Genomic DNA, 23,298 nt, shown 5'->3' on the forward strand with positions numbered 1-23,298 from the left:
CAGGATATTTGCCGACACGCTATTTTACGCTCTTTACCGGGGCTGCTGCGCATGAAAACAGTTGGCCTGCGGAACACTAATTAAAAATTTTTTACCGGGGGAATACTGCCTTGACATGCCGTTCGAATGAAAGCCTTAGCAAGTTGGTTGAAGAAGCCCGCCCATACGCCGCTTCCGGCCGGGTTGCTGATTATATACCTGCACTTGGTAGAGCGGAAAAAGATGATCTATCGGTCGCCATTTTTGACATTGGAAACGAATGCTACTATGCCGGCGATTATAAGAAAAAATTTACATTACAGAGTATTTCAAAAGTCCTGGCACTCGCGTTGGCTCTTTCAGACCGGGGCTTTGATTATGTGTTCAGCCATGTTGGAATGGAACCTACCGGTGACCCTTTTAATTCGATTTCCAAGCTTGAAACGTCGGTTCCGTCAAAACCGCTTAACCCGATGATCAACGCTGGAGCGCTTGCCGTTACGCATATGATTAACGGCCGTGACAACAAAGAAAAAATTGACAGGATCATCCGGTTTGTTTCAAGCTTCTTAGATGGAACGCCAGTCACATGCAATTGGGAAACGGCTCAATCTGAAATGGAAACAGCCGATTTGAACAGGGCCCTTTGCTATTTTATGAAACAGCACGGGATTATTGAAGGGGACGTGGAAGACCTTCTGCGCGTTTACACTGCTCAGTGTGCGATCGAAATGAATTGTTTTGACCTGGCCAGGGTCGGCGCTGTGCTCGCTTTAAACGGGGTCGACCCTGAAACCGGCAAGCAGATTATCGCGGAAAACGTTGCCCGGATTTGCAAAACCTTTATGGTCACATGCGGAATGTACAATGCTTCCGGGGAATTTGCCATTAAAATTGGCATACCTGCAAAAAGCGGAGTTTCAGGAGGCATCATGGGCGCGGTACCAGGCAGGTATGGAATCGGAATCTTCGGGCCGTCACTTGATGAAAAAGGTAACAGCATAGCTGGAATGAAGATTCTTGAAATGCTTGCCCGAGAGCAGCAGCTCAGCATCTTTTGAGCGAAATGGAAAATTAAAAAGCTAATCCCGTATTATCCTTGCTTTTTTCCTGTCTTAACGGTAATATTTAAAGATAGGATCGGGTAAACGCTCGGAAACGGGGGGATCAATGTTGGCGTCTGAAATGATGGTGAACCACCAAGAAAAAGCACACGCCTTGTTAAAGGCTGACGCTGATAAGATATTAAAGCTTATTAAGGTTCAAATGGATAACCTTACAATGCCTCAATGTCCTCTTTACGAAGAGGTTCTGGATACGCAAATGTTTGGATTGTCACGCGAAATAGATTTTGCCGTTCGCCTTGGGCTCATTGATGAAAAGGATGGAAAAGCCATTCTAGCCACGCTCGAAGGAGAACTGTCAATCCTTCATGAAGCCTCACAAAAAAAATAGAATCAAAAAACTCAAACAGTTCTTCTTACTCGTTTGAGTTTTTTTATAAATGTTTAGGGTATAAAGGGAAAACCCTGGATTATACTGAATGTGACATATTTTATTTTTAATAGTATAACATATTTATAGAAATCTTGGGATTAACGTGTTACATTTAACATAACCTCTCTAAGCAGGATTATTGTTTATAATCGGAGAATAGAATATACATCCGGAGAAAATGGGGAAGAGGTTGAATGTTTAAAAAAATCTTTAAATCATACGATTATTCTTTAGTAATTGCAATGGTGCTGCTATCTTTGTTCGGGCTCGTTATGATCTACAGTGCCAGCATGGTAACGGCATACGATTATCCGAGTGATCATTTTTTCGAAAGACAAAGGCTCCACATTATTGGAGCTTCCGCTGTATTTTTGTTTTTTGCAATGTTTCCATATAAAGCAATGAAAAGCAATAAAATACTTGGACCGATGGTTTTGCTGTCCTTGCTTTGTTTAGGAGCTTTATTTGCTTTCGGCCATATTGCCGGCAACGCGCAAAGCTGGTTTAAAATCGGACCGGTAAGCCTTCAGCCGTCTGAATTTGTCAAGGTTTCTGTTATCATTTATCTGGCCGCAGTCTATGCAAAAAAACAATCGTACATAAATGAATTCAATAAAGGTGTTGTCCCTCCTTTATTCTATTTATTTCTCGTTTCTGTGCTTATTGCGATTCAGCCGGATTACGGAACAGCAGCCATTATAATCTTGATTGCTTCGATGATTATTATTTCTTCCGGGATGAGCCTGAAAAATCTGATGAAGCTTGCGGGCATTGGGTTGATGGTCATCGCCCCTATATTCGTTGCTTTGCAGGATAAGATTTTGTCAGAAAACAGGATCGGGCGTTTTAAAGCTTTTATGGACCCTTTTGCAGTCGAACAGGACAGCGGCTACCAAATCACCAATGCTTTTATTGCAATTGGCTCAGGCGGGGTTAACGGAATCGGTCTCGGCAAAGGCATTCAAAAGCTCGGTTATCTTCCTGAGCCGCACACCGATTTCATTATCGCCGTAATCGCTGAAGAGCTGGGGATTTGGGGAGTTGCTTTTGTCATATTGCTGCTTTCTTATATCGTTTTAAGGGGGATATATACGGGCTTAAAATGCACTGATCCGTTTGGAAGTTTGCTTGCGATCGGTATTTCAAGCATGATTGGCATCCAATCGTTTATTAACCTTGCCGGTGCTTCGGGAATCATTCCACTAACAGGCGTAACCCTTCCATTTGTCAGCTACGGAGGTTCTTCACTGCTCCAGCTATACATTTCAATGGGAATACTCGTAAATGTGTCCATGTTCGTGAACTACGAACAAAAATACAAAAGTAACGACAATGAAAAACAAGTTGCTTAAGCTCGAAAGGCTTATATATATGTTTTAACAGAATCAGTTGTAACAGTCTTTTTTGCCAGACAAAGGGATTTAGCAATAGCCATATGCTCACATTGTCACTTAGCTTTGGCTTGCAGTGCGTAAGCAAACAATCCTTGTACTAATTACATAAAGATGAGGTGTCGAAATGAGCAAAGTTATCAATAAGGTGTTGGTCGCAAACAGGGGAGAGATTGCGATCCGTGTATTTAGGGCATGTACAGAACTGAATATCCGTACGGTTGCGGTTTATTCCAGGGAGGATTCGGGCTCATATCACAGGTATAAAGCAGATGAAGCTTATCTTGTCGGGGAAGGCAAAAAACCGATAGATGCCTACTTGGATATTGAAGGTATCATTGACATTGCAAAAGCAAGCGGCGTGGACGCCATCCATCCGGGATATGGGTTCCTGTCGGAAAATATCCATTTTGCAAGGCGCTGTGAAGAAGAAGGAATTATTTTTATCGGACCTGAAGCAAGGCATCTTGATATGTTCGGGGATAAGGTTAAGGCAAGAACACAGGCTCAATTGGCAAAAATTCCGGTTATCCCGGGAAGCGACGGCCCGATCCAACGGCTTGAAGAGGTTATTAAATTCGGAAAGACGCACGGATTCCCGCTCATCATTAAAGCTTCGCTCGGCGGCGGCGGTCGCGGAATGAGAATCGTCAACAGTATTGATGAAGTGAAAGAAGCGTACGAGCGTGCGAAATCGGAAGCAAAAGCTGCCTTTGGCAATGACGAGGTTTACGTAGAAAAGTTTATTGAAAAACCGAAGCATATTGAAGTTCAAATCATTGGTGACAAGCACGGCAATATCATTCATTTGTATGAGCGCGATTGTTCTGTCCAGCGCCGCCATCAAAAAGTGGTTGAGGTCGCCCCATGTGTTTCGATCACAAATGATCTGAGGGAGAAAATATGTGAAGCTGCTGTCCGGCTTATGGATAATGTCGGCTATATCAATGCGGGCACTGTTGAATTCCTGGTGGCAAATGACGAGTATTATTTTATCGAAGTAAATCCCCGTGTCCAGGTTGAACATACAATAACAGAAATGGTCACTGGTATTGATATCGTCCAAACGCAGATTCAGGTCGCAGAAGGACATGATTTGCATAGTGAGAAGATTGGCATTCCCGAACAAGCGGATATCAAAATACACGGTTACGCCATTCAATCCCGTGTGACAACGGAAGATCCGTTAAACCAATTTATGCCGGATACAGGAAAATTAATGACATATCGATCCGGTGGCGGTTTCGGTGTCCGTCTCGATGCCGGCAATGGCTTCCAGGGTGCCGTCATTACACCGTATTACGATTCATTGCTCGTCAAGCTGTCCACGCATGCGATGACATTTGATCAGGCCGCAGCAAAAATGGTCAGAAATTTGCAAGAGTTCCGAATCCGCGGGATCAAAACAAATATTCCTTTTCTTGAAAACGTCGTTAAACATGAACAGTTCCGGACCGGTCAGTATGATACATCCTTTATTGATACAACACCGGAGTTGTTTATTTTTCCAAAACGTAAAGACCGTGGAACGAAGATGCTTACCTACATTGGGAATGTAACAGTAAACGGCTTTCCCGGCATAGAAAAGAAGAAGAAGCCAATTTTTGATAAGCCGCGCATTCCAAAACTGAAATACAGCGCTGATATTCGTGAAGGAACGAAGCAGATTCTTGATCAGCAAGGGCCTGAAGGGCTCGTCAACTGGGTGAAAGATCATAAGGAAGTTCTCCTGACAGATACAACCTTCAGGGACGCGCATCAATCCTTGCTCGCAACCAGGGTCCGGACGACTGATATTAGTCATATTGCTGAATCATCCGCAAGGCTTTTGCCTGATTTATTTTCATATGAAATGTGGGGCGGAGCAACTTTTGATGTCGCCTATCGTTTCTTGAAAGAGGATCCTTGGGACAGACTGCTCAAGCTAAGGGAGAAGATTCCAAATGTTCTCTTCCAGATGCTGCTGCGCGCGTCAAATGCGGTTGGTTATAAAAATTACCCGGATAATGTGATCCGCGAATTCGTCGAGAAATCTGCCTACGCCGGAATTGACGTATTTCGGATTTTTGATAGCCTGAATTGGGTGAAGGGTATGGAAGTTGCCATTGACGCAGTAAGACAGTCTGAAAAAATAGCCGAAGCGGCAATTTGCTATACAGGTGACATTAACGATCCAACTCGTCGAAAATACGATCTCGACTACTATAAGAATCTTGCTAAAGAACTGGAAATGCAAGGGGCCCACATCCTTGGCATAAAGGATATGGCCGGGCTGTTAAAACCGGAGGCGGCTTATCGTCTGATCTCTGAATTAAAGGAAACAGTTGACATTCCAATTCACCTCCATACGCATGATACAAGCGGCAACGGGATTTATATGTACGCAAAAGCAATTGAAGCAGGTGTGGATATTGTTGATGTTGCCTTGAGCACGATGGCCGGGCTGACTTCGCAGCCAAGCGCCAATTCATTGTTCTATGCATTGGAAGGCACTGAGAGACAGTCGAAGGTGGACAACCGTGCCCTTGAACAACTCTCGTATTACTGGGAAGATATCCGCAAATATTACCATGACTTTGAAAGCGGCATGATGTCGCCTCACACTGAAGTGTATGAGCACGAGATGCCAGGCGGCCAATACAGTAATCTGCAACAACAAGCAAAAGCGGTCGGGCTCGGTGATAAATGGGAGCATGTAAAAAGTATGTATGCCCGCGTTAACGAAATGTTTGGAGATATCGTCAAGGTTACACCATCCTCAAAGGTTGTTGGTGATATGGCCCTATATATGGTTCAGAATGAGCTTACCGAGGAGGACGTGTTAAGCCGGGGCGACTCGCTTGATTTTCCTGATTCAGTTGTTGAATTATTCGAAGGATATCTTGGCCAGCCGCACGGTGGTTTCCCTGAAGAATTACAAAAGGTGATTTTAAAAGGCAGGGAACCGATAACGGTCAGGCCGGGAGAACTGCTCGAAGATGTTGACTTCGGCGCTCTTAAGGAAGTAATGTTTAAAGAAATGGGGAGACAAGTCACCAGCTTTGATGCTATCGCCTATGCTTTATATCCAAAGGTGTTTATGGAGTATTTCAATACTGTTGAACAATTTGGAGATATATCGGTTCTCGATACGCCAACATTCCTGTATGGTATGCGTCTTGGAGAAGAGATTGAAGTTGAGATCGAAACCGGTAAGACGCTAATCGTCAAACTGGTGTCGATAGGAGAGGCTCAGGCAGATGGTACAAGAGTGATCTATTTCGAGTTGAATGGCCAGCCGCGCGAAATCGTCATCAAGGACGAAAGTGTAAAATCGAAGGTTGCATCAAAAATAAAAGCGGATCCGAAAAATGACACTCATATTGCCGCCTCTATGCCGGGTACAGTCATCAAAGTGCTAGTCGAAAAGGGTGAGAAGGTAAACCGGGGCGATCATCTTATGATTACGGAAGCGATGAAAATGGAAACAACCGTTCAAGCGCCGTTTTCAGGAGTTGTCAAAGATATTTATGTGATAAATGGAGAAGCAATCCAAACCGGCGATTTGCTGATTGAATTGTCCAAATGAAAAAAACGATCGCGATGCAAATAGCATCGCGATCGTTTTTTTATAAAAATCTCAGGCATGATTGACAGTGGATTGGTTGTTGCTATCATCTTTTGCTTGTTCAAGAGCCGCAGCGTTTTTACTGCTTCGTGAAGTTAACAGGATCAAATAGCTTAGCACTCCAAACAGGCATGTAATAAAGAAAGCATGGGACAAAGCGAGATATAAATTCAAGCGGGTAATCACAACAAGTGCCCCGGCGATAACCTGCAAAGAAACAAGTATAAATGAAATAATCCATCCCCAATAAATGACCTTTTGATGCCGATACTGATTAATAGCCAGGTAGGTGATGTAGCCAATCCAGATAAAGATTAATCCGGCTGCGGCACGATGGCCCATTTGAATCCATTCGTGCATAGTACCCGGCAAACTTGGGTCAGAATTAACGCAAAGCGGCCAGTCTTTACACACTAAACTTGCATTTACGTGGCGGACGAGCGCACCGGTGTAAACGACAAGATAGCTGTATAGGGAAACACCGATGATGTGAAATTTCATTTTCTTATCGAGAATCACTTTTTCCGCTTCGAACTTTTTGTCAACTTCAAAAATGAGCAGCGTTAGCAAAAATACGGCCGCAAAGGAAATAAGTGAAATTCCAAAATGAAGCGCAAGTACGAAATCAGATTGTCCCCACAGCACTGCTGCAGCGCCGATCAGCCCCTGAAGCACCAAAAAAAAGAATGAAAGGACGGAAAGAAATTTCGTCTCTCTAACATGTCCGATCGAACGCCATGACCAGACTGACAATATTAACACCATGAACCCGACAGCACCTGATACAACCCGGTGGGCTAATTCAATAATTAATTCGGGACTGATATTGCTTGGGATTAGTTCGCCGTGGCAGAGCGGCCAGGAATTGCCGCAGCCCATGCCCGAGTCCGTTTTTGTCACAAGAGCTCCACCCAACAGGATAAACAACATTCCAATTGTAGTAAGGACCGCAAACCATTTTAAAAATCGATCCAACTGATCCACCTTCTTAATAGTAAAGTTCGATAATTTGTCACCGATAATAATGGAAGTGTATAATAAGAACGAATTTATATGAAGATATCGATCTTCCACTGCACTTTAAAGATACTACACAATAATAGGGATTTTTACAATAGATAGATGCCTGAAGCTTGTTCTCTCTTGATTTAGTTGAACCCTGGAAGCATCCGAGCTCTGCTATCCTGCTTTTACATCGATAATTATTATCCTAGAAAAACAACAAAATATAACTTTTTGTCACTTCGCGACACAATTTGGTCAAAAATAATTCGAAAAATATTCACAAAAAAGTGCTGAAATGTGATTTAATATACAGTGAGTATGGAATGTTTTTCTACACAAATACTTATCCTTATTTCTATAATAATAATAGTGAAAAACTACTTTTTCTAATTTTTTATACATTTTAATTGCGAGTATAGCGGAAAACGAACTATGCTTACAGGTGTTTTTTACGGTTCTGGTTGGTGATTTGGATAAAGGAGGAAAAATTATGGCTAATACGAAGGCTTTAGCTGAGGCAGCTATTGACAGCAGTGAACGAAGCCTTAATGCGAAAGTATCGGCAGCAAACGCTTGGAGTGATTTTCTTGCTCTGATAAAAATCGGCATTGTTAATTCTAATTTGATTACAACTTTTACAGGCCTGTGGCTTGCGCTGCATTTCACTGATAAAGGTTTTTTCAATAATCTTGATCTTGTGTTTCTTACTCTTGCTGGTTCTTCATTAATTATTGCCGGTTCATGCAGCATTAACAACTACATTGACCGGGATATAGACCATTTGATGGAGAGAACGAAAGAAAGACCTACGGTTACAGGACGGGTGAACCCCTCCAAAGTAGTCGCGATGGGAATCATCTTAATTGGATTGGGAACGCTGTGTTTACTACTGACGACTCCGACTGCTGCTTTGATTGGCTTAATAGGAGTATTCAGTTATGTGTTCCTCTATACGATGTGGTCTAAACGGAAATATGTATCAAACACGATCGTCGGCAGTGTTTCAGGAGCTGTACCGCCATTAATTGGCTGGGCGGCTATTGATGGAAGCCTTGATCCGATCGCTTGGGCATTATTTCTAATCATGTTTGTATGGCAGCCTCCGCATTTTTATGCACTGGCGATGAGAAGGGTCGAGGAGTACAGGGCAGCGGGCATACCGATGCTCCCTGTTGTAAAGGGCTACAGCACGACGAAAAAGCATATTATCGTGTGGGTAGCAGCTTTGCTTCCGCTTCCCCTATTGCTTACCTCTTTAGGAATTCCATTTCTTATTCTTGCAACTGTCTTGAACATAGGGTGGTTTATCTTAGGGATTTATGGATATAAGCTAAAGGATGATATTAAATGGGCTAAACTTATGTTTATATATTCCCTACAATATTTGACTATTATGTTTGTAGCTATGGTAATTGTCACACTTATTTAATTTATTTTTGTTAGGAGATTCTGTCTTTACGAGATTTAGAGAGAATTTTTCCATATTTTTTTGACCAGTTTTTCAAAAAAATATATTATGAAAGAGGGGTTTTATTAAGCTATGAAAAGGCTTGCGAAATGGCGTATATTTTCTTTATTTGCAGGATTGACGCTTATTCTTTCCGGCTGTGGCAAACCATTTTTATCAGCATTGCAGCCTGCAGGTGAAGTTGCTCAGACACAATATGATTTAATGCTATTGAGCACAGCAATTATGGTCGGTGTTATTCTTGCCGTAACTGTTATCTTTATTCTTGTCATGGTGCGTTTCCGCAGAAAAGATGAGAAGATTCCACAACAGGTTGAGGGAAATCACAAACTGGAAATTATTTGGACTGTTATTCCTATTCTTCTGCTATTGGTACTGGCCGTGCCAACAGTATCCGCTACTTTTAAGTTGGCAGATGTTTCTCCTGCTGAGAAAAAGAATGAAGAAGGGAAGACGGACGCACTTGTCATTAATGTGCGCGCTAACCTTTACTGGTGGGAGTTTGAATACCCAAACCAGGAGATTGTTACAAGCCAGGATTTGGTAGTGCCGACTGGTCAAAAAGTCTACTTTAATCTAAAGGCATCCGATGTTAAGCACTCCTTCTGGATTCCTGCTGTCGGCGGGAAAATCGATACGAACACAGAAAACGTAAACAAGTTTTGGCTCGAATTTGATGAAAAAGCTGCTGACGAAGCCGGAAATTTATTTTACGGAAAATGTGCTGAGCTTTGCGGACCTTCACATGCATTGATGGACTTTAAAGTGAAAGCTGTTTCCAAAGAAGAATTTAAGAGATGGGCAAGTGATATGAAAGCTGTTGAAGAACCGGTCCAGGCTGAAACTGCTTCAGCACAACAGGGCCAGGAAATCTTTAATGAAAGCTGTATCGGCTGCCATGCTGTAACACCAACAAACACAGCACCTGAAGAGGCGCGCATCGGACCAAATTTAACGAACTTTGGTGATCGTTCCCGCGTAGCCGGAATTCTTGACCATAATGAAGAAGACCTTAAGAACTGGCTGAGAGATCCTGAAGAATATAAGCCTGGAAATAAAATGACCGGGAAATATAAAGAATTAAATGAGGAAGAGCTGGATGCTGTAGCTGAATATTTGATGGGCTTAAAGGTTCAGGAATAAAAGGGGATTTTTTAAAGGGGAGGTAAAACTGTGAGTACTTATGCTCAAAAAAGAGGGTTTGGTGCAACCTTATGGGATTACATAACAACCGTTGACCATAAGAAAATCGCCATCCTTTATCTAATTGCCGGCGGGTTTTTCTTTATTGTCGGCGGCTTAGAAGCAATGTTTATCCGCATTCAGCTTGCAATACCGAATAATGATTTTGTAAGTGCGGGACTATATAACGAAATTCTTACCATGCACGGTACGACGATGATCTTTCTGGCAGCGATGCCGTTGGTCTTCGCCTTCATGAACGCCATTATGCCGTTGCAAATCGGGGCGCGCGATGTCGCATTCCCATTTTTAAATTCATTGGGTTTCTGGCTGTTTTTCTTTGGAGGCGTATTTCTAAACCTTTCATGGTTTTTAGGCGGCGCTCCCGATGCAGGCTGGACTTCCTATGCATCGCTGTCGCTTGCTTCAGAGGGGCACGGCATCGATTTTTATGCGCTTGGTCTGCAGATTTCCGGGATCGGAACGTTGATCGGTGGTATTAACTTTCTTGTCACGATCATCAATATGCGTGCACCTGGGATGACTTACATGCGCATGCCTTTGTTTACATGGTCTACATTTGTTGTTTCTGCACTAATATTATTCGCATTCCCGCCGCTTACGGTTGGTTTGTTCCTATTAACGTTTGACCGCATGTTTGGCGCGAACTTCTTCGATCCGGCAGCGGGCGGTAACACGATTATCTGGGAGCATCTGTTCTGGATCTTCGGTCACCCGGAAGTATATATTCTTATTCTTCCTGCATTCGGTATCTTTTCTGAGATTTTCGCAACCTTTTCGAGAAAGCGACTATTCGGTTATTCATCGATGGTGTTTGCAACCGTACTTATTGGTTTTCTTGGTTTCATGGTTTGGGCCCACCATATGTTCACAACAGGAATGGGGCCGATTGCGAACGCGATTTTTGCGGTGGCAACAATGGCGATTGCTGTTCCTACAGGGATAAAGATCTTTAACTGGCTCTTTACGATGTGGGGAGGCAGCATAAAGTTTACGACTCCGATGATGTGGGCGGTTGCGTTTATCCCATCTTTCGTAGCAGGTGGAGTCACAGGTGTAATGCTCGCATCAGCGGCACAGGATTATCAGTATCATGATACTTATTTCGTTGTTGCCCACTTCCACTATGTTATTGTCGGTGGGGTTGTCTTCGCACTATTTGCCGGTGCTCATTTTTACTGGCCAAAAATGTTTGGAACAATGTTGAATGAACTGCTTGGTAAAATCACGTTCTGGCTGTTCTTTGTCGGGTTCCATTTGACATTCTTTATCCAGCATTTCCTTGGTCTGATGGGTATGCCGCGCCGTATTTTCAAATTCCTTCCTGGTCAAGGGTTGGAAACAGGGAATATGGTTAGTACTGTCGGTGCCGTCTTGATGGCAGTAGCCGTTATCGTCTTGCTCGTTAATATCATTATGACAACGGTTAAGAATGAAAGGGTTGGCAACGACCCATGGGGAGATGGACGTACCCTCGAATGGGCGCTTCCTTCACCGCCTCCATTCTATAACTTTAAGCAGCTCCCGCTTGTCCGTGGATTGGATGCTTACTGGCTTGAAAAAATGGAAGGCAAAAAAGGTATGACTCCAGCTGAACCTGTTGGCGACATCCATATGCCGAATGGTTCATTTATTCCATTCGTGATTTCGTTAGGACTATTTATAGCTGCGTTTGGTGCTATGTATCGGGTCGATCATCCATGGGGAATTCCAGTATTAGTTCTCGGCTTGGCGATTGTGCTTGGCGCAATGTTTATTCGCTCAATTAAAGATGACCACGGCTTCCACATTCACAAGGAAGATCTTGAAGATGATGATGATAAGGAGGGAAAGGCATAATGCAAGCTGAAGAAAAATTTACACTTGAAACTTGGCCTGCTTCGCCTGAAAAAGCAACCCTCGAAGCGAAAAATAAATTCATGGGCTTTTGGCTATTCTTAGGAGGAGAGACGGTTCTCTTTGCCTCTCTCTTTGCTACTTATCTCGCATTAAAAGATAAAGTTCCAACCACAGAGCATGCACTGGCAAAAGATCTGTTCGATTTGCCGCTAGTTTTCGTTGCGACGATGCTTCTTTTAACGAGCTCATTGACAAGTGTATATGCAATGTTCCATATGAAAAACTTTAATTTTAAGAAAATGCAGATTTGGCTTGGTGTAACAGTTATCCTTGGAGCGGCTTTCCTTGGTGTTGAAATCTATGAGTTTAGTCATTATGTTCATAAGTTTCACCATACGTTTACGAGCAGCGCTTTTGGATCAGCGTTTTATACGTTGGTAGGATTCCATGGCGGTCACGTTGCATTTGGTTTGTTGTGGATCGTCACGCTGATGGTTCGCAACGCGAAAAGGGGATTAAGCCTCTACAACGCTCCGAAGTTCTATGTTGCCAGCCTTTATTGGCACTTTATCGACGTTGTTTGGGTGTTCATCTTCACAGTAGTATATTTAATGGGATTGGTGGGATAAACTGATGGCGACACAACAACCAAATTCAGGTAACCCAAGTGTGGACATTGAATATCGCCGTAAAAAAAGCGCAGAAGAAATGAGATATCAAGTCATTACTTTTTCATTAATGATTTTCTTGACACTTGTAGCCTTTGCAGCAGTAGCCTATGATGGGTTTACTGGCTGGTTTACAATACCGTTTATTCTTCTTCTCGCTGTTGTACAGGTTATTTTTCAGCTCTACTATTTCATGCATATGAGCCATAAAGGCCATGAAGCACCTTCTTTATTTCTTTTCTCGGGTGTGTTTGTAGCAGCAATAACCGTGATAACTTTTATGACTGTTATTTGGTGGTAATATTTATGAAAATCGGCTCAAGAAGCCGATTTTCTTTTTATACGATGAAAAGTATAGATGAACCTCATATAATTGCGGCTGGCGTTCATCAAGTAGTATAATGAGAATGTATTCTTCAACGATAACGGGGTGATTATACCGTGCTTTCATTAGATATCTTTGGTTTCAGGGCAATGTGGAGTCCATATTTTTTTATTGCAATTTTAGTCGTAACGGCTCTGTTTTTCCTGATTACCGTAAAATACCGCCGTCGGTTTAGCGGCAGTGAGCCTTTGCAGAAAAATCAAGCAGTTCTTTTCGCTGTGGCTGCTGCACTTCTCTATGCGATCAAAGGTTCGCCGCTTGACTTGATGGGGCATCTTGCTTTTTATGCCCATATGACCCAAATGGCCCTACTGTATTTGGTTATACCGCCATTGTTTATCGTCGCGATCCCCGAGTGGATGTGGCGAAAGGTTCTCGGCATCAAGAGCATTGGCACTCTGTTTCGCTTACTGACAAAGCCTATCTTTGCGCTGATTCTATTTAACGGATTATTTTCGTTTTATCATATCCCGCTGATTTTTGATGTTATCAAGACAGACATGCTGCTGCACGCTGCTTACACAACGTTGCTGTTTGTTGTGGCAATCATCATGTGGTGGCCACTGATCAATCAGCTGGATGAATACCAGACGATGGGCGGGTTGAAAAAAGTCGGCTACATTTTTGCCAATGGGATTTTGCTGACCCCGGCATGTGCGCTGATTATTTTTGCAGATGCACCGATGTATGACACGTTTTCTGACCCGCGCGCATGGGCAGACGCACTGGCTCTTTGTGTGCCGGCTTCAACGTTGTCCGGACTCAATTTGAGCGGGCCGGAAATGTTTAGTTCAATGTCCCTTTTAAATGATCAGCAGACTGGCGGTGTGATCATGAAAATCATTCAGGAAATTGTATACGGAGTTGTTCTTGGCAAAGTATTTTTTAGCTGGTACAAAAAAGAACAGGAAGCGGATCAGGTCGACATGAATCCATCGTTAAATCCGCAAACGATAGAATGAACAAAGCACCCAATTTGGGTGCTTTGCTTATTTTTAGATATTTGAATGATTTTCATAAAGCAATTTTCAAGTGAGAAACGACAGATACTTAGGGTCTGCTGAATAATCAGTAATCCCAGTAATGACAAGGGTTTTGGTTCCCTTTTGTCGAATATAAGTGTAAGGATTTACTTGAAAAACTACAAAAACCCTTGCACTTGGAGGTCGACACTGTGTATAAAGAAACCCAAAACCAACTGACTTTTTCCGATGACTTCTTCCTTCCTTTCGGCGGGAGGTTAAATAAAGAAAACCGCTGGGTCCTCCTTGCCGACATGATGCCATGGTGGAGGGCGGAAGAGAAATATGCCTGATCAGATTAATAGTTCAGGCTTTTTTGATGCGGGTGTTTTTAACTATGTCTATGTTTTTTATCATATATTTGACGCCAAATCGCAATATTTTATGAACAATTATAGTGATTGTTGAAAAATAGTCTTTCTTGCCATAAAATGATTCTATGTGCAAAAGAATGGAGAGGTAATCAATTATGCAATCAATTCCGATACTTCCAACGATCAGCACGACGTTTATCGTGCTCAGTGCCATTACGGTGGCGATCGGCTGGTACCTAATAAAACAGCGAAAAATTGAAGCTCATAAAAAAACGATGTTTGTCGCAGCGATTTTTGCGATTATTTTCTTTGTCATATATGCGAGCCGGACAATCTTCATAGGAAATACATCGTTTGGCGGCCCGGCTGATATTAAAATATACTATACAGTTTTCCTTGTCTTTCATATTTTCCTGGCCACGACTGGCGCCGTTTTCGGGATTGTGACGCTCTTGACAGGCTATAAAAATAAATTGGCGCGCCATCGAAAACTCGGCCCAATCACCAGTATTATTTGGTTTTTCACCGCGACGACGGGTCTAGCTGTGTATCTGCTGTTATACATTTTTTACAGTGGCGGAGAAACAACATCCGTTATAAAAGCTATTTTAGGATTTTAATAAGCCGGAAAAAAGTGCTGCAAAGTATGCAGTGCTTTTTGTATGAAAAAAATCCTTTTAAAGGAATTTTCTTTTTTTGCTAGAATTTTAAAAGATGTAGTCAAAAACGGATTAGGGGAGGAAATATGGAGATTAGAAAAATGACTGAACAAGATCTCACATATTCTTTAAAACTATCAATGTATGCTTTTCAGTACGAGTTGCCGGACAGCGATATTCCTGCTCGGATTGACAAAATTAAGCATCATGACGTATTTGGAATTTGGGATGGCACGCAGCTGACCGCGAAGTTGAATATTATCCCTTTCAAAGTAATCATTCAGAACAAGGAGTGGAGCATGGGTGGAATTGCAGGCGTGGCGACCTATCCGGAATATCGGAGAAGAGGCTATGTGAAGGCATTAATCGTTCATGCATTACAACAAATGCGCGAGCAAAATCAAATCATCTCATTTTTGCATCCTTTCGATATTGCATTTTACCGGAAGTTCGGCTGGGAGATTTTAACCGAGCGGAAGAAGGTTATGATCGAGAAAAAGGATTTACATATGGCCGGAGCCATAAGCGGATCGATTATGAGGTTTAAAAAGGATACCCATCACAAAGATATAGAAAACGTCTATGCAGAGTATGCGAAGCAATATTCGGGGATGCTTTCGCGAACGAAGGAATGGTGGCTGGACAACGTTTATCGCGATTCATCAGCAGCCGTTTTTTACGACAACGAGCATGTGCCGAAAGGATACATATTGTATAGTGTTAAAAATAATATTCTCAATGTACAGGAAATGGCTGCTCTTGATTACGAAGCGCGGGTCAACCTGTGGAATTTCATTTGCCAGCATGATTCAATGGTTGACAGCGTAAACATTGTGTTGCCAGTAAACGACCCTTTTCCTTACTATTTAAAACAACCCAATGTAAAAACAGAGGTTTTTCCTTACTTTATGGCACGGGTTGTTGATGCAGAAAAGTGTCTGGAAAGCTTTGCATTTCTGCAAACGAGTGAAAATGTTTTTCTGCATGTTTCCGATGAGTATGCAGATTGGAACAATGGATCATATCTGATTTCCGAAGCTGGTGTAACGGCTTATAAAGAGAAGCAGGGAAGCCATTGTGCCCATCCTCCTAAACGGGGCATCACCATGAATATAAACGCATTGTCTGCCATCCTAACAGGCTTTCAAAGGCCAAAAGAACTTTTCCAGCTCGGGCATTTAACAGGCAGCGAAAAAGAAATAGATGATCTTGAAAAAAAAATACCTGTCCAGACGACGTTTATCTATGACTTTTTTTAGATTAAAAAGCTCTTCTTGAATGAACGGTTCTGCTTTTAGAAGCGCACGGTCGCTCGATAGATCGGAAGGCTCTTAAACTACAAAAAAAAGGCGCATTTTGCGCCTTTAAAATTTCTCAATAATTGCTTTTAGCTCAGCAAGCAGTTTTTCACATTGGTTGACAAGCGGCATCGGAAAAAATTCATCTTCTCCATATTCCACGCCATGTGGATAGTAGTGTTTGCCAAGCACAGGTGTCATCAATTGAATTGTTGCATTGTGGGCCCCTACATCACCTTCTACCGCATAACCAAACACGCGCAGGTAGTAAATACCTTCTTTCAGCTCAAACTTGCGGTCGTATGTAACACGTTCATAATCCCATTGTTCTTCCCTTACAAGTCCATGATCAAGCATAACCTCATCGAGACGATTTAAATCTGCTTTTAATTCTTCAAAACCGGTATTTTCAAATTTCATCCTATGTCCCTCCTAAAAACAATCCGCATAACACAATCAATTAAGGCGAGTTTATCTCAATTCAATAATAGTAGAAAAGTAAAAAAGTTGCAATAATAACGTTGGACTCGTTTTCACCCCTAAAACGCACGTTGAAAACTATTTTGAAAAAAAAACCCTCAACATATTGCGAATAAATATCCTGCTGTTGGAAACCCTACAAGTATAAGCAGCAGCATAAAGAAATTTGGAACGCAGCCATAAACCGGTTAGAAAACATTTTTTGATAATAAGATTATTTCTCCTCATTTACTGTGGAAAAATAGGCTGGACGATTAATAATGGCTGGACAAACTTCAGGATTATAAAGGAGGACATATGGAACAGGTTCGCGGGATTATGACTGAGGATGTAGAAACATGCTCCTTGCTTGATAATGTATTTGAAGTCGCTGTAAAGATGAAAGAATTGGATGTCGGGGCCATTCCAATTGTCGATAATGATAAACTTGTCGGCATGATTACAGACCGGGATATTGTTGTTCGCGGTGTTGCTGAAAAATATCCTGGATCATCGAAGGTGGAAGCGATTATGAGCAAACACCTAATCACGGTCAGTCCGGATACCTCGACTAAAGAAGCTGCTGAATTGATGGCACAACACCAAATTCGCAGATTGCCTGTTGTTGAAAATGGCAAGCTGGCTGGTATCGTCGCGCTCGGTGATTTGGCCGTTCGTGAACTTACGGATGATCAAGCGAAAACAGCACTTTCTGAAATATCAGAGCCGGAAGAATTTCACCATTGAGAAGACATCTAAAGGTGTCTTTTCTTTTTTTTATGCGATCGACATTTTTCGGTCTAGGCGGTGTTCTATCAAAAACAAAGATATAGATGCTATAATATTTTTGAATAACATACATATAATAATAGAGAAATTGATAGAAGGGAGGTATCCCACTGAGAACTCTTATCAGGATTTTACTTATAGTATCTGCACTATTAACATTTGGATTATACCTTGGTTTAAACGGGGAGAAAGAAAAAGACATTCTTATTCATAACGATCAGCCGTTATCAAAAGAAGATTTATCTCTACCAGACACGGATGAAAATCAACAGTCCGGGGTTGAAGCCCCTAAAGACGGCCTCGCTGCTTTGATGGGGCAACATAGCCAAACTGTCCAAACCGCGCTTGGTGCACCAGATCGGCGTGACCTGTCCTTTTATGATTACGAATGGTGGATCTATCAGGATCCTGAAAACTATATACAAGTTGGCATCGAAGCGGATAAAGTTGTAACCATTTATGCCAACGGTAAGGACAGCAACGTCCAGCCATTTCATATTGGCCAGCCAATTGAGGAAATCTATACTTCTGTTTTAATAGAAATGTATGTAAATCTTGAATATGACAAAGGATCATACCAGTTTGAATTGTCCGAGACGGATATGAATACCCGTCCGCTTGTTAAAATTGGCGATTATTTTGCCCAGCTTTATATCGATAAATTTACAGGCAGCCTTTCAAGCGTCCGTTATTTGGATGAAAAGACGCTGATCACCCATAGGCCGTATGAGCTTACGTATCGCGGCCCACTGCTTGAGCCCAAGCCCCTGGACGAAACAAAAAGCGATCTGGTCGAGGCAGGCATGGAACAGCAAATATTGGATATTACAAATATTATTAGAAGCCGCCATAACGCCGGTCCTGTCACCTGGGACGAAAAAACAGCCGAGGTTGCTGTTGCCCACAGCAAGGACATGCATGACAGCGGCGATTTTTCCCACACTTCGAAAACATCGGGCGATTTATCGGACAGGCTCGATGCAGCTGATGTTTTTTATCAGCTGGCAGGTGAAAATATTGCGGCGAACTATATTGATGCACCTGAGGTTGTCGAAGGCTGGCTGAATAGTCAGGGACATCGTGAAACCTTGCTAAATCCAGATTACACTCATCTTGGCGTCGGAGTTTATGAAAGGCATTATACACAAAATTTTATTCAAAATTGGGAAAAGTAATACAATTTGGCGCGGGGACGAACTCAAGTTCATCCTCGCGCCTTTGATTTTTTATTTTTTCACCTATTTTACTAAAAAATCATATTGTATGATAGGCGAATGGATCACAATAGAGGTGAATCAAAATGGTACAGAAAAAGCTTCATCCGTCTGTAGAACAATTTAAGGATTTTGTCAAAGCGAATCCAAAAATCATTCAGGAAGTGCGAAAAGGAAACACGACGTGGAAAGAGCTTTATGAGGATTGGTATTTGTTTGGCGAGGATGATAGCAGATGGGATTCTTTTCGGGAAGGTAAGAAACCAGTTATAAAAGAATCTGGCGAAAAGAAAACCGATTGGATAGCACAAATAACAAGCGTTATTAAAAAAATGGACCAAAATCAAATGGAGGAGCATATCCAGAACATCAGCCAGGCTCTTACGGCCGTACAGGGGGTAATCTCCCAATTTCAAAGATCTCCCCAGCAGCCGGGCCCGCAACAAGCAAATCCACCAACCAGCCCTTTTATGTTTAGAAAAGACTGAGAGGAGAACAAAGGTGCGAACGGAATTAATCGAGTTTTTGAATAGCAAAAAAGATTTAAAGGAATTTGTCAGGGAGCAGCCCCAATGGTACAGGTTGTTAACAAGAAACCCATATGACGTTGACAAACTTGAGGCGGCTGCCCTTGATTATTATAAAAAAACGATTCCGCATCGGGTTGAAAAATTCTCATACGGTGTGCAAATGGCATCGATGATGATGCATATGTTCCAGGCAATGAAGTCCGGATCTTAGCAAAGGCTTTCTTTTCTGCCGGGAGAGCCTTTCTATGCCTGTTTAATGAGTGTAAGGCTATTCGGTTAAAAGATGGACATGCGGCTAATAATACACGCATAAAGGAGTGAGGAAAGTGAAACGGAAAGCCCGCCTTGTGTTGTTGTTTGTCCTCGTTTGCCTAACAGGATGCCAGAGTGAGTTACTTGCACCGGAAACGGGAACGACAGTACGTGCCGAATCGTTGCCCGCAGTAATCAGCGAGAATTCAACTGTATTTGCGTTTAAGCAGGCAGAAAACGAAACATTTTCTGTCCAGCACCATGTAAAAGGGAATAACGTCTTTGTTGAGTGTTTTGTCACAGGTATATCATTCAGGGCTCCACATGAAACAGGAAAAGAGCAAGGGAAAATCGTCGTTTATGTAGATGGGGAAAAGAGAGAAGAAGTGACAGCGGCTGCCTTTATCATAAAAGATCTTTCTCCTGGAACCCATCGCATTAAAATGGAGCTGGTGAATCCATATAATCAACCTTACCAGCTTAAAAATGAAATTCATGTGACCATTTCTTAACAAATCATTTAGCTTTGCCTGCCGTTTCATGTTAAAATATGAGACGGAGGTGTGCCGATTTGCTTGCTACAACAGAAAGAATCATGCTTTTAGATATGGCGGATGAGCTAGCCAATATGATCATAGAATCAGAAGCTGCTGAGCATTATCGCCAGTGTTTATATAAATTAAGGAACAGCCGGGAAACGCAGCGGAAGCTCCAGGCCTTTACCAAGATGAAGGAAATGTATGAGGAAGTGCAAAGGTTTGGAAAATACCACCCTGATTATAAAATGGTGATGGGAGAGATCCGCACAGTAAAAAGGGAGCTCGATTTAGATTCGAATATATACGAATTTAAGAAGGCGGAAAACGAGCTTCAAGCATTACTTGACGCAGTGAGTGGTTTGATTGGAAAATCAGTGTCCGAAAGTGTAAAAGTGCCGACAGGCAATCCTTTCTTCGACAGCGGCTCAAGCTGTGGTGGCGGCTGTGGCTCAGGCGGGAGCTGTGGATGTTCCGCTTGATGAATCAAAGACCAAATATGAAAAAGGCATGGGGAATCCCCTGCCTTTTTCATTTGGTCTCACAACAAGTTCAGAAAATATTATGGTCTGGCTGACCACTGTGTTACAGTACCAATCGTTCTGAAAGTTCAGTTATTTTACTTGTGTTTCTGGCCACAACAGATACAGTATCACCACGGTTCAAAAAATATTCCACAGTTCCCTTAAGCATGCCTGTACCGCCAATGATCAGAATATGCTTTGTTAAAGACATAAGCAAAACCGCCTTTTGAAGTTTAATGACAACCTTAATGACTAGTTTGAAAACCCTCCGCTGCCTCAAGTCCAATACGATTGCCCCTTTAGCAGGACACAGTCAGCACACTGGTTGCCACAGCAAAACATTTTCTGCTGCGGTACAAAAAAACGGTGCCGGTAAACGAACAATTGATCGTCTGAGCGGACAAAGACCGTTTCACTGTGCAGTTGTTTTCCTTTCATCGCTGTTGCCGAGGAACGCCGAATGGCTGCATCCAACAGCCGATCAGGCGGGTTACCAATGGCGCGTAAATAGAGAAACGGTATGCCTGCCACTTTTTTATAGTAAGCTTTATTTATAAGCGGATCGGCTTGTAACAACTGAATAAAGCGGTTCCAAATATGATCCAAATTCATACTTTTGCACCTTGTTCCTTTATGACTATTTTAGAAAAAAGGCAACCGAGTTTCAAATAAAAGGAACTTTATTGATCAAAGAACGGTTATTATGCTAGACTATTAGAAAAAACCTATCTCGAAGGGGTATCAATATGTTTGGTCAACGGCAGGGAATCATTATTTGGCTTTACTCACTAAAGCAAGCAAAGATGCTGAGAAGATTTGGAAATGTCCATTATGTTTCAAGGCGTTTGAAATACGCTGTTCTATATTGTAATCAAGAAGAAATGGAAGGACTACTTGAAAAAATTCAATCCTATTCGTTTGTCAAAAAGGTTGAACCTTCATATAAGCCTTTTCTGCAACTGGAGTTCGAAAATTCCAAACCTGATAAAGCAAAAGAGTATGATTATAAAATGGGAATTTAAAAGGTGGGGGCGTATCTCACCTTTTTATTATTGCATCGGGCTGATAAAATGATTGATTTCAGTATGCCAGAGAATACTTCAAAATGAAAAACATTTTTCGAGTTTTTCATACAAAATTTGTGTGACGAATAAGAGTGATTTTGTTATTGTTAAGGTAAACATAATTTTGGTAAGGAGAGTTCCGATTGTTACGGGCATTTTTATTTTTATTTACAATTTTGTCAGCTGCCGTCAGTGGCATGTTGTTCTGGCAGTGGGAAGCTTACTCTGAAAAAATTGAGCAGTCTGAGGAGATCAAGGAAAAGGCCCTTCAGCATTTAACAGTGGAATCACAATCCCGGGAATTGAAAATTTCCCAAACTATAGAAGGACTGACAGATGGGAAAGAATATCGCATTTCGGTTCCGGAATCAATCGCAAACTGGAGCTGTGTAACAAAAGAAGCGAATCCGTGTCAATCAACCGATGATAATCCGGACACCTTCCTGGCCAAAGCAGGAAGCATCACACTCGAATACAGCCTGCCTGTCGATGATGGCGCTGCTTCTGTGTTCCTGGATGATTGGACGATAAAATTCCCGGGTGTTGCCGCTTCAAGCACGAAGCTCGACATTGTCGATTCTGTAAGAAGAAATGGCTCATGGATTGCCGGTGCACCTTTAAAAGGTCAGCAAAAGCTTGAATTTATTGATTATTATGCATTTGAAGGAGAAGGAGAGGCCTTTTCTTTATACTGGCAAGCACAACCATTGGCGGCAATCGATCAAGGTGGGATCAGCTATTACCGCGAACAAACTCAACAAGGCGCACCATTACAGTTAAAGTCTTTAGCAAAAATCGCTGATTTCCCCCATCTATCGATTGTGATGACCGATCAATATCCTGAAACAATGGGAAAGGGGCTTCTGATCACAAAAAAAGCTGAACCAATTGAAACGGTTGAACGAAAAGCAGCTCATATCTATTTTTCACAAAAGTTTAGAACTCTTTCGCCAGAGGAAAACGGGCTTATTGATCTTTTTGCCGCTGCGATCACACAGCAGCAGAGTTCCAGTGCAAAGGGACAAGCAATGTTGAATGAACTTATGGCTAAGCTTACTGATGCTCAGCTAAACCTATTTTTTTCTGCAGTGAAAGAGGAGCCGGAAGTAACTACAAAAAATCTGGATGAACTTTTAGGAGCTGCAAAAGGGATGGGGACTCACTTTTTCACATTAAACAGGGTGGATTCGGCCGCTTTCGTCCCTCTCTATTTCTATGACTCAAGGGTTATTCGGGCAGCCAATAAACAGGTAGACGGGATCGAAATTATTTATCAGGACGGAAAAAAGCTGTTCCCATTTATGGAGATCATGACTGAAATGGGCTACGAGGCAAATGCTTTAGCGGATCAGGGAGAATTATTGCTCAATAAAGGAAGCAACAGCTACCGCTTCTTTGCTGACCGCAATATATTTATTTATAATGAGCAGGATTACGGCCTGTTGGAAAATCCGCTCATTACAATTGACAATCGTGTCTATATTGAACAGCAATGGCTTGAAACACTTTTTAGCTTTTCGATTGCAGAAAATGAACAGGAAATTAGCATTTCCGAGCTAAAAGAGTAAAAACAAGAAAAAAACCCTGCAGCTTCC

General features: G+C 42.2%; 25 protein-coding genes. 21 read left to right on the forward strand and 4 right to left on the reverse strand.

Annotation, left to right across the window (positions count from 1 at the left end; all coding sequences use genetic code 11):
* The first annotated feature begins 110 nt into the window (after window positions 1–110).
* The 4 genes from glsA to pyc all read left to right on the forward strand — a co-directional run bounded on the left by glsA (window position 111) and on the right by pyc (window position 6,435).
* Window positions 111–1,040 carry a glutaminase A gene (gene glsA, locus CVD23_RS03605; protein WP_101665210.1) on the forward strand — a complete coding sequence of 310 codons (930 nt, stop codon included), beginning with the start codon at window positions 111–113 and terminating at the stop codon, window positions 1,038–1,040.
* A gap of 112 nt (window positions 1,041–1,152) precedes the next feature.
* Complete coding sequence (locus tag CVD23_RS03610) at window positions 1,153–1,434, forward strand: YlaN family protein (protein WP_101576480.1); 282 nt, start codon at window positions 1,153–1,155, stop codon at window positions 1,432–1,434.
* A 236-nt stretch (window positions 1,435–1,670) separates the two neighbouring features.
* On the forward strand, window positions 1,671–2,828 hold the full coding sequence (locus CVD23_RS03615; protein WP_101576481.1) for an FtsW/RodA/SpoVE family cell cycle protein: 1,158 nt from the start codon (window positions 1,671–1,673) through the stop codon (window positions 2,826–2,828).
* A gap of 166 nt (window positions 2,829–2,994) precedes the next feature.
* On the forward strand, window positions 2,995–6,435 hold the full coding sequence (gene pyc / locus CVD23_RS03620) for a pyruvate carboxylase (RefSeq protein WP_101665211.1): 3,441 nt from the start codon (window positions 2,995–2,997) through the stop codon (window positions 6,433–6,435).
* 51 nt (window positions 6,436–6,486) lie between these two features.
* Here the strand turns inward: pyc and CVD23_RS03625 are convergent, their stop codons facing one another.
* A complete protein-coding gene (locus CVD23_RS03625; RefSeq protein ID WP_101665212.1) occupies window positions 6,487–7,449 on the reverse strand; it encodes a COX15/CtaA family protein in 963 nt (320 codons plus the stop codon).
* A gap of 520 nt (window positions 7,450–7,969) precedes the next feature.
* Here CVD23_RS03625 and cyoE point away from each other — a divergent pair.
* The 9 genes from cyoE (at window position 7,970) to CVD23_RS03665 (ending at window position 16,296) form a co-directional block, all read left to right on the forward strand.
* Complete coding sequence (cyoE, locus tag CVD23_RS03630; protein WP_101576484.1) at window positions 7,970–8,908, forward strand: heme o synthase; 939 nt, start codon at window positions 7,970–7,972, stop codon at window positions 8,906–8,908.
* Window positions 8,909–9,019: 111 nt separating this feature from the next.
* The gene (coxB, locus tag CVD23_RS03635; RefSeq protein WP_101665213.1) at window positions 9,020–10,090 is read left to right on the forward strand and encodes a cytochrome c oxidase subunit II; all 1,071 of its coding nucleotides are present in this window, start codon (window positions 9,020–9,022) and stop codon (window positions 10,088–10,090) included.
* 30 nt (window positions 10,091–10,120) lie between these two features.
* The gene (gene ctaD, locus CVD23_RS03640; protein WP_101665214.1) at window positions 10,121–11,989 is read left to right on the forward strand and encodes a cytochrome c oxidase subunit I; all 1,869 of its coding nucleotides are present in this window, start codon (window positions 10,121–10,123) and stop codon (window positions 11,987–11,989) included.
* Window positions 11,989–12,618 (forward strand): cytochrome (ubi)quinol oxidase subunit III, encoded by a 630-nt coding sequence (locus CVD23_RS03645; RefSeq protein WP_101576487.1) that lies wholly within the window; start codon window positions 11,989–11,991, stop codon window positions 12,616–12,618. The genes ctaD and CVD23_RS03645 overlap by 1 nt, the downstream gene beginning before the upstream one ends.
* Window positions 12,619–12,622: 4 nt before the next feature.
* On the forward strand, window positions 12,623–12,958 hold the full coding sequence (gene ctaF, locus CVD23_RS03650) for a cytochrome c oxidase subunit IVB (RefSeq protein ID WP_101576488.1): 336 nt from the start codon (window positions 12,623–12,625) through the stop codon (window positions 12,956–12,958).
* A gap of 140 nt (window positions 12,959–13,098) precedes the next feature.
* Complete coding sequence (gene ctaG, locus CVD23_RS03655; RefSeq protein WP_101576489.1) at window positions 13,099–14,004, forward strand: cytochrome c oxidase assembly factor CtaG; 906 nt, start codon at window positions 13,099–13,101, stop codon at window positions 14,002–14,004.
* Window positions 14,005–14,216: 212 nt separating this feature from the next.
* Window positions 14,217–14,357 (forward strand): hypothetical protein, encoded by a 141-nt coding sequence (locus CVD23_RS21785; protein ID WP_180955517.1) that lies wholly within the window; start codon window positions 14,217–14,219, stop codon window positions 14,355–14,357.
* A gap of 176 nt (window positions 14,358–14,533) precedes the next feature.
* A complete protein-coding gene (locus CVD23_RS03660) occupies window positions 14,534–14,998 on the forward strand; it encodes a DUF420 domain-containing protein (RefSeq protein ID WP_101665215.1) in 465 nt (154 codons plus the stop codon).
* A gap of 125 nt (window positions 14,999–15,123) precedes the next feature.
* A complete protein-coding gene (locus CVD23_RS03665) occupies window positions 15,124–16,296 on the forward strand; it encodes a GNAT family N-acetyltransferase (RefSeq protein WP_101665216.1) in 1,173 nt (390 codons plus the stop codon).
* A gap of 105 nt (window positions 16,297–16,401) precedes the next feature.
* Here CVD23_RS03665 and CVD23_RS03670 read toward each other — a convergent pair whose 3' ends face one another.
* Window positions 16,402–16,755 carry a YugN family protein gene (locus CVD23_RS03670; protein ID WP_101576491.1) on the reverse strand — a complete coding sequence of 118 codons (354 nt, stop codon included), beginning with the start codon at window positions 16,753–16,755 and terminating at the stop codon, window positions 16,402–16,404.
* A 357-nt stretch (window positions 16,756–17,112) separates the two neighbouring features.
* Here CVD23_RS03670 and CVD23_RS03675 point away from each other — a divergent pair, with 357 nt between their 5' ends.
* The 6 genes from CVD23_RS03675 (at window position 17,113) to CVD23_RS03700 (ending at window position 20,597) form a co-directional block, all read left to right on the forward strand.
* A complete protein-coding gene (locus CVD23_RS03675; RefSeq protein WP_101576492.1) occupies window positions 17,113–17,541 on the forward strand; it encodes a CBS domain-containing protein in 429 nt (142 codons plus the stop codon).
* A 152-nt stretch (window positions 17,542–17,693) separates the two neighbouring features.
* Window positions 17,694–18,758 carry a CAP domain-containing protein gene (locus CVD23_RS03680; protein WP_101576493.1) on the forward strand — a complete coding sequence of 355 codons (1,065 nt, stop codon included), beginning with the start codon at window positions 17,694–17,696 and terminating at the stop codon, window positions 18,756–18,758.
* Window positions 18,759–18,883: 125 nt separating this feature from the next.
* The gene (locus tag CVD23_RS03685; RefSeq protein ID WP_101576494.1) at window positions 18,884–19,285 is read left to right on the forward strand and encodes a YlbD family protein; all 402 of its coding nucleotides are present in this window, start codon (window positions 18,884–18,886) and stop codon (window positions 19,283–19,285) included.
* 13 nt (window positions 19,286–19,298) lie between these two features.
* Entirely contained in the window at window positions 19,299–19,538 is a 240-nt protein-coding gene (locus tag CVD23_RS03690; RefSeq protein WP_101576495.1) for a YlbE-like family protein, read from the forward strand.
* A gap of 115 nt (window positions 19,539–19,653) precedes the next feature.
* The gene (locus CVD23_RS03695) at window positions 19,654–20,091 is read left to right on the forward strand and encodes a hypothetical protein (RefSeq protein WP_101576496.1); all 438 of its coding nucleotides are present in this window, start codon (window positions 19,654–19,656) and stop codon (window positions 20,089–20,091) included.
* A 59-nt stretch (window positions 20,092–20,150) separates the two neighbouring features.
* Window positions 20,151–20,597 carry a YlbF family regulator gene (locus tag CVD23_RS03700; protein ID WP_101576497.1) on the forward strand — a complete coding sequence of 149 codons (447 nt, stop codon included), beginning with the start codon at window positions 20,151–20,153 and terminating at the stop codon, window positions 20,595–20,597.
* A gap of 103 nt (window positions 20,598–20,700) precedes the next feature.
* Here CVD23_RS03700 and CVD23_RS03705 read toward each other — a convergent pair whose 3' ends face one another.
* Complete coding sequence (locus tag CVD23_RS03705; protein WP_101576498.1) at window positions 20,701–20,925, reverse strand: hypothetical protein; 225 nt, start codon at window positions 20,923–20,925, stop codon at window positions 20,701–20,703.
* The gene (locus CVD23_RS03710) at window positions 20,916–21,251 is read right to left on the reverse strand and encodes a hypothetical protein (protein ID WP_101576499.1); all 336 of its coding nucleotides are present in this window, start codon (window positions 21,249–21,251) and stop codon (window positions 20,916–20,918) included. Before CVD23_RS03710 ends, CVD23_RS03705 begins: the two co-directional genes overlap by 10 nt.
* A 134-nt stretch (window positions 21,252–21,385) precedes the next feature.
* On the opposite strand from CVD23_RS03710, the gene CVD23_RS03715 reads away from it, so the two are divergent.
* Both CVD23_RS03715 and CVD23_RS03720 read left to right on the forward strand, forming a co-directional pair.
* The gene (locus CVD23_RS03715; RefSeq protein ID WP_101576500.1) at window positions 21,386–21,661 is read left to right on the forward strand and encodes a YlbG family protein; all 276 of its coding nucleotides are present in this window, start codon (window positions 21,386–21,388) and stop codon (window positions 21,659–21,661) included.
* 185 nt (window positions 21,662–21,846) lie between these two features.
* Window positions 21,847–23,271 (forward strand): stalk domain-containing protein, encoded by a 1,425-nt coding sequence (locus CVD23_RS03720; protein ID WP_101576501.1) that lies wholly within the window; start codon window positions 21,847–21,849, stop codon window positions 23,269–23,271.
* Window positions 23,272–23,298: the final 27 nt, after the last annotated feature.

The sequence above is a fragment of the Bacillus sp. V33-4 genome (assembly GCF_002860225.1).
GTDB classification, from domain to species: Bacteria; Bacillota; Bacilli; order Bacillales; family Cytobacillaceae; genus Bacillus_BJ; species Bacillus_BJ canaveralius.

What these genes read in the sequence shown, in the direction of transcription:
- CVD23_RS03715 (WP_101576500.1), top strand. Translation starts at nt 21,386, where the DNA reads ATGTTTGGTCAACGGCAGGGAATCATTATTTGGCTTTACTCACTAAAG.
- CVD23_RS03645 (WP_101576487.1), top strand. Translation starts at nt 11,989, where the DNA reads ATGCAAGCTGAAGAAAAATTTACACTTGAAACTTGGCCTGCTTCGCCT.
- CVD23_RS03710 (WP_101576499.1), bottom strand. Translation starts at nt 21,251, where the DNA reads ATGAATTTGGATCATATTTGGAACCGCTTTATTCAGTTGTTACAAGCC.
- CVD23_RS03675 (WP_101576492.1), top strand. Translation starts at nt 17,113, where the DNA reads ATGGAACAGGTTCGCGGGATTATGACTGAGGATGTAGAAACATGCTCC.
- CVD23_RS03685 (WP_101576494.1), top strand. Translation starts at nt 18,884, where the DNA reads ATGGTACAGAAAAAGCTTCATCCGTCTGTAGAACAATTTAAGGATTTT.
- cyoE (WP_101576484.1), top strand. Translation starts at nt 7,970, where the DNA reads ATGGCTAATACGAAGGCTTTAGCTGAGGCAGCTATTGACAGCAGTGAA.
- CVD23_RS03615 (WP_101576481.1), top strand. Translation starts at nt 1,671, where the DNA reads ATGTTTAAAAAAATCTTTAAATCATACGATTATTCTTTAGTAATTGCA.
- coxB (WP_101665213.1), top strand. Translation starts at nt 9,020, where the DNA reads ATGAAAAGGCTTGCGAAATGGCGTATATTTTCTTTATTTGCAGGATTG.
- pyc (WP_101665211.1), top strand. Translation starts at nt 2,995, where the DNA reads ATGAGCAAAGTTATCAATAAGGTGTTGGTCGCAAACAGGGGAGAGATT.
- CVD23_RS03660 (WP_101665215.1), top strand. Translation starts at nt 14,534, where the DNA reads ATGCAATCAATTCCGATACTTCCAACGATCAGCACGACGTTTATCGTG.
- CVD23_RS03665 (WP_101665216.1), top strand. Translation starts at nt 15,124, where the DNA reads ATGGAGATTAGAAAAATGACTGAACAAGATCTCACATATTCTTTAAAA.
- ctaF (WP_101576488.1), top strand. Translation starts at nt 12,623, where the DNA reads ATGGCGACACAACAACCAAATTCAGGTAACCCAAGTGTGGACATTGAA.
- CVD23_RS03670 (WP_101576491.1), bottom strand. Translation starts at nt 16,755, where the DNA reads ATGAAATTTGAAAATACCGGTTTTGAAGAATTAAAAGCAGATTTAAAT.